This is a genomic window from Streptomyces populi, from assembly GCF_002911015.1.
GTDB classification, from domain to species: domain Bacteria; phylum Actinomycetota; class Actinomycetes; order Streptomycetales; family Streptomycetaceae; genus Streptomyces; species Streptomyces populi.
In genome coordinates, this window is the sequence record NZ_KZ627107.1 from 1 (window position 1) to 680 (window position 680).

Sequence of the window (680 nt, forward strand, 5' to 3'; positions counted from 1 at the left end):
AGGTCGCGGGTGGTGCCGACGTAGGTGGTGGAGGTCAGCATCAGCAGCTGGCCGGGCACCGCGTGCTCGACCACGGTGGCCGCCGCGGCGCGCAGGGCGCGCAGGTCGGGGGCCAGGTGCCGGTCCACGGGGGTGGGCACGCACACCAGCACGGTGCGTGCCCGGGCCAGTGCGGCGGGGTCGTCGGTCAGGGTGAAGCGCGGGTCGCCGTCGAACCGGGCCAGCCGCTCCAGATCGGCGGGCAGCAGGTCGACGTGGCCGGCCCGGATGGCCGCCAGCCGCTCGGCACTGACGTCCAGGCCGATGACCTCGGTCCCGGCGGCCAGCAGGCCCAGCGCGGTCGGCAGACCCACATAGCCCAGGCCCACCACGGCCACCGCACCCACCCCCGGCTCCCGCGGCACCGCCCGGCCGGGCACGGTCTCGAACGCCGCGCCCGGGTGCGGGCCCTGGGCGGCGGGCAGGGGAAGGGTGGTGAGCGGCATGACGGATGCTCCAGAGGAGTACTGGTGGGGGATGCGCGCCGGTGGGCGCGTGCGCATTGCCTGACGGGGGCCCCGAGTCCTCGCTCACGCAATGTCCTTGGCATCAACAACCATCCCAAATGTCCACGTTTGACTCAATGGGAAATCGGTCCCGCGACGTGCTGACAAAAGACCCTTGCGCTCCCCCTGCCCGGC

1 protein-coding gene is annotated in these 680 nt (G+C 73.7%); it reads right to left on the reverse strand.

Going from position 1 to position 680, the window contains the following annotated elements:
• On the reverse strand, nucleotides 1-485 hold a 485-nt coding region (locus tag CW362_RS42920), incomplete at its 3' end, for an NAD(P)-binding domain-containing protein (protein ID WP_240658361.1).
• Nucleotides 486-680 lie beyond the last annotated feature (195 nt).